Below are 4,959 nucleotides of genomic sequence, written 5' to 3' on the forward strand. Positions count from 1 at the left end.
GACGCAAAAATTTGGTTCTAGACGCATATCCGTAAAAAATGACGCAAATATTTGGTTCTAGACGCATATCCGTAGAAATGCGACGCAAAAGTTTGAACGAAGACGCAAATCTGTGAAGTATATATGGAATCTAAAATTCTACTATTCTTTATATCGACAATCAATGTAAAAATTTTAGCGAAATGTATCAATTTCTCCCGAAGAATTCGAGGTGGCAAAATTATGTAGGTGTGGTTTACAATGTAAGAGTATACATATTGAAATCTTTTATTGAAAAGGGGAGCCTTCTATGAATTTTAACGATTTTAAGTATGTCCGTCCAATCATGGACGAAGTAGAGCAAACATTTAATGTTGCGCTAGAAAAATTTAAAAATGCAGCTACACCTTCCGAACAGGATGAAGCAATGAATGAAATCATTGCGATCCAACGAACGGTTGATACAGCTTTTAACATTTGCTATATCAGACATACAGTTGATACGAATGATGAATATTACAAAGAAGAACAAGATTATCTTGATGAAATTCAACCATTGGTACAAGGTTTAACAACTAAATACTATGATGCACTTGTAAATTCAAAATTCCGCGCTGATTTAGAAAATGAATGGGGCAGACAGCTCTTTGATTTTGCGGAAACACAGCTAAAAACCTTCTCATCAGAGGTAGTTGAGGATCTTCAATTAGAAAACAAGCTTTCATCTGAATATACGAAACTTGTGGCCTCAGCAAAAATTATGTTCGAAGGAGAGGAACGTACTTTAGCGCAACTGCAACCTTTTACTGAATCAACAGACCGCGGTATGCGTAAAAACGCGAATGAAGTCCGATTTGCATTTTTCAAGGAGCATCAAGAAAAATTTGACCAGATTTATGACCAGCTTGTTAAGGTTCGGACTCGAATTGCACATAAGCTAGGGTTTAAAAACTTCGTTGAGCTTGCTTATGTAAGATTATCAAGAACAGATTACAACGCAGAAATGGTGGCAAACTTCAGAAAGCAAGTGAAGGACCATATCGTACCATTAGCAGTGAAGCTTCGTGAACGCCAAGCAGAACGTATTGGCCTAGATAGCTTAAAATACTATGATGAATCATTTAGTTTTAAGTCTGGTAATGCCGTACCAAAGGGAGACCCAGAGTGGATTATTGAAAATGGTAAGAAAATGTATGAAGAACTATCTGAAGAAACAAAAGAATTCTTCAATTATATGATTGACACGAATTTAATGGACCTTGTTGCAAAAAAAGGGAAGGCTGGGGGAGGCTACTGTACATACATTAGCGATTACCAAGCACCATTTATTTTCTCAAACTTTAACGGAACTTCAGGGGATATCGATGTGTTAACACATGAGGCGGGGCACGCTTTCCAAGTCTATTCAAGCAGACATTACGAGCTTCCCGAATACAATTGGCCAACCTACGAAGCGGCAGAAATCCATTCCATGAGTATGGAATTTTTCACATGGCCTTGGATGGAATTATTCTTTAAAGAGGATACTGATAAATATAAGTTTTCCCATTTAAGTGAGGCATTATTATTCTTACCATACGGTGTTGCAGTGGATGAATTCCAACACTTTGTATATGAAAATCCGGACGTAACACCTGCTGAACGCAACAAAGCGTGGAGAGAAATCGAGAATAAATACATGCCACTTCGTGATTATGATGGCAACGAGTATTTAGAAGAGGGCGGCTTCTGGCAGCGTCAAAGTCATATTTACACAACTGCATTCTACTATATTGACTATACATTGGCACAAATTTGTGCGTTCCAATTCTGGAAAAAATCAAGAGAAAACCATGATGAAGCTTGGGCAGATTATATACACCTTTGCAAACAAGGTGGAAGCAAGCCTTTCACTGGGCTAGTGAAGGAAGCAAATCTACTCTCTCCATTCGAAGAAGGAGCAGTACAATCTGTCGTTGGTGAAATTGAAGCATGGCTAAATAGCATTGACGATAAGCAACTATAAAAAAACAAAGGACTGTGGGTGTTTCCACAGTCCTTTTGTGCAAATTTTGCGAATAAAGTCTAGGTTATGCAAAAATATTTTATAAAGGATATAATAAAAACATCAAACTAATATTGAGGGTGTTTTCATGATTCATTTAAAAACAAAACGAGAAATTGAATTAATGCGCGAAGCGGGACAGATTTTGGCAGCCTGCCATAAGGAAATTCGCAAATTGATTCAACCTGGAATAACTAGTATGGAGATTGACAGCTTTGCTGAGGATTTTATCAAAAAGAATGGTGCTACGCCTGAACAAAAAGGCTATAAGGGCTATAAATATGCAACATGTGCATCAATTAACGATGAAATTTGTCACGGCTTCCCAAGGAAGACTCCATTAAAAAATGGGGATATCGTGACAGTCGATATGGTCGTAAACCTTGGTGGCGCACTTGCGGACTCTGCATGGTCATATGGTGTCGGTGAAGTTTCTCCAAAAGCTGCAAAGCTTCTTGAAGTTACAAAAACAGCGATGTATAAGGGAATTGAGCAAGCTGTAATCGGAAACCGACTTGGAGACATTGGTCATGCGATCCAATCCTATACAGAAGGTGAAGGATTCTCAGTTGTTCGTGATTTTATCGGACACGGAATTGGGCCAACGATGCATGAAGAACCACAGGTTTTACACTATGGACTACCTAACAAAGGCTTGCGTTTAAAAGAAGGAATGGTTTTCACAATTGAACCAATGGTGAATGTCGGTAAATGGCAGTCAAAGATGGACAAAAACGGCTGGACTGCACGTACAATTGATGGGAGCTTATCCGCACAGTATGAGCATACTCTTGCAATCACACAGGACGGACCACTCATTTTAACAGATCAAGATGCATAAAAATAAAAAGTGTCACATCTATTGTGGCACTTTTTTGGCTAAAGAAATGTTTCAATTAATTTTGGGATAACTGAGTCCGCAACCCAATGAAAATAAAGCGGAAATAGAACGACAAGCAAGTTTCCGTATAAACAGTATCTGCAATAAAACCTCTTCGTTGTGCCTGGCTCCTCGGCAATTGACGCAAAAACAGCCCCCACTAAACTTGTAAATATGAAAAAGCCATATCCAAATAAAGAGTCAAACCTCAGATTAAACAAAATAAACCCTAATGACGAACCGTTAAATAACAATAAGAAAAAGGACATCACTAAGAAAATTCTTGGAATCAAGGACATGTTTTCCACCTCATTAATGTATATGAAATGGAAGCATTGTAGATGACAGGACTTCCAAAAATTACTTGTAGGTAAACTGAAAATATGATTAAATTAATCAACTAAATTACTTTTTAGAAGGAAGGGTTAAACACATGATTGCAATAAAACGCTTGTCTGAATCTACGCTTGAGGATGCTGTGGTTGCTTGGAACAAAGGGTTCGAGGGATATTATTTTGATATGACAACCACGATTGATCATTTTACAAGGAGACTGATTTTGGAAGGGCTTTCTCCAACACTCTCGGTTATTGCCTATGATGGGGATCGGCCAGTAGGACTGATTTTAAATGGGATTCGCCTTATTAACGGGAAGAAGGTTTCTTGGAATGGAGGTACAGGAGTTGACCCTGAGTATCGTAGGAAGGGTGTAGGCAAGAAACTAATTGAAGCTGTTCTAGCAATCTATGAAGATGAAGGTGTAGAAATCGCAACGCTTGAAGCTGTTAAAGAAAATGTGAAGGCAATTTCCTTATATGAGAAGGTCGGTTATCAAATTATAGATGAATTAGTTCATTTACAGCATCCGGATGAATTATCGAAGGATGCATTTTTATCTGAAAACAAACAGTTTACCTTTATCAAAGGCATTCCGATTGATGCATCACAGGTTCCATTTTACAAAGCAATGGTTTCGTGGCAAACGCAATGGAATAATGCCCGAGATGGCGAATCAATTCTTGCCTTGGATGAGGATAAAGCTATTGCTGGATATGCAATTTATAAAAGGCTATTTAATGAAGAGGGGAAGCTTCAATCTATTATTCTACTGCAATGTGAGGCTGAACCTTCGCACGATAGGAAACAAGACATTGTAAACGGCCTTTTAAGTATGGTATATCGACCAATGGCATTGAATGTGGGCAGAACAGCGGCCAATATTTCAGTGTCGAATAAAATATTGCGGAATTTATTAGAAAAAGAAGGATTTAAAGTAAAAGCAGAGCAAGTCTTTATGGTAAAATGAATTATTAGAATATTTCATCTAATCGTGGTACCAAACCAAGTGTTAACTTTATTTAATTGGGCTCAAATCCCGATTAAATAAAGTTAAAGCCTACGTCGGATGCCACGATTTTTCAAAGGAAGTTTTTCGAGCAGTAAGATCGAAGACTAAAAACGCCACATCCTGTGGCAACATCTTCATGACCCACTTCATGTGGGCCAAAAAATCGGGCGCAAATACGCCAAGTCGTATTTGATTGGAGGGAGGGTAATGAAAAAAGTCATTTTACGTGATGTCACGATGGAAAATTTACTTGATGTCATTTGTTTGAAATCTGAGGATAAAGAGTTTACTTTATTCGAAAAATGGGTTGCTTCGAATGTTTTTTCCCTTGCACATGCAAAGGTCCAACCAGATTGGGTTACGAAGGCAATTTATGATGGAATTCAGTTAATCGGATTTACCATGTTTGGTCTTGAAAATGAACGCGATCGCTTTGAACTATGCAGGATCATGATTGATTATAAATATCAGGGTAAAGGTTATGGAACCGCTGCGACGAAGGAAATTATTTCAGAAATGATACGAACTTTGCCCTATTGTGATGAAATTTACTTATCGGTTATTCCGACTAACACAGCAGCGATTCATATCTATACGAAGGCCGGATTTATAAAAACAGGTGAAATCATCAAAGGATTTATCGATGAAGATGTCTATTGTTATAACTTTAAACAGCCTACCTCGGCTGATTAAAGTTAAAGCCTCCGG

5 protein-coding genes are annotated in these 4,959 nt (G+C 38.0%); 4 read left to right on the forward strand and 1 reads right to left on the reverse strand.

The window, feature by feature from the left end:
• The first annotated feature begins 289 nt into the window (after positions 1–289).
• Both V7147_RS23535 and map read left to right on the forward strand, forming a co-directional pair.
• On the forward strand, positions 290–1,984 hold the full coding sequence (locus tag V7147_RS23535) for a M3 family oligoendopeptidase (protein WP_335370229.1): 1,695 nt from the start codon (positions 290–292) through the stop codon (positions 1,982–1,984).
• Between the two features lie 127 nt (positions 1,985–2,111).
• Positions 2,112–2,864, forward strand: a complete 753-nt coding sequence (gene map / locus V7147_RS23540) for a type I methionyl aminopeptidase (protein WP_335370230.1) — start codon at positions 2,112–2,114, stop codon at positions 2,862–2,864.
• Between the two features lie 38 nt (positions 2,865–2,902).
• Here map and V7147_RS23545 read toward each other — a convergent pair whose 3' ends face one another.
• Complete coding sequence (locus tag V7147_RS23545; protein ID WP_335370231.1) at positions 2,903–3,196, reverse strand: hypothetical protein; 294 nt, start codon at positions 3,194–3,196, stop codon at positions 2,903–2,905.
• Between the two features lie 140 nt (positions 3,197–3,336).
• Between V7147_RS23545 and V7147_RS23550 the strand changes: the two genes are divergently transcribed.
• Positions 3,337–4,209, forward strand: a complete 873-nt coding sequence (locus V7147_RS23550; RefSeq protein WP_335370232.1) for a GNAT family N-acetyltransferase — start codon at positions 3,337–3,339, stop codon at positions 4,207–4,209.
• A 249-nt stretch (positions 4,210–4,458) separates the two neighbouring features.
• Positions 4,459–4,944: a GNAT family N-acetyltransferase gene (locus V7147_RS23555; protein ID WP_335370233.1), complete on the forward strand. Its 486-nt coding sequence runs from the start codon at positions 4,459–4,461 to the stop codon at positions 4,942–4,944.
• The last annotated feature ends 15 nt before the right edge of the window (positions 4,945–4,959 follow it).

Origin of the sequence: Bacillus sp. JJ1521 (assembly GCF_036965165.1) — a bacterium.
Taxonomy (GTDB): Bacteria; Bacillota; Bacilli; order Bacillales; family Bacillaceae_L; genus Ferdinandcohnia.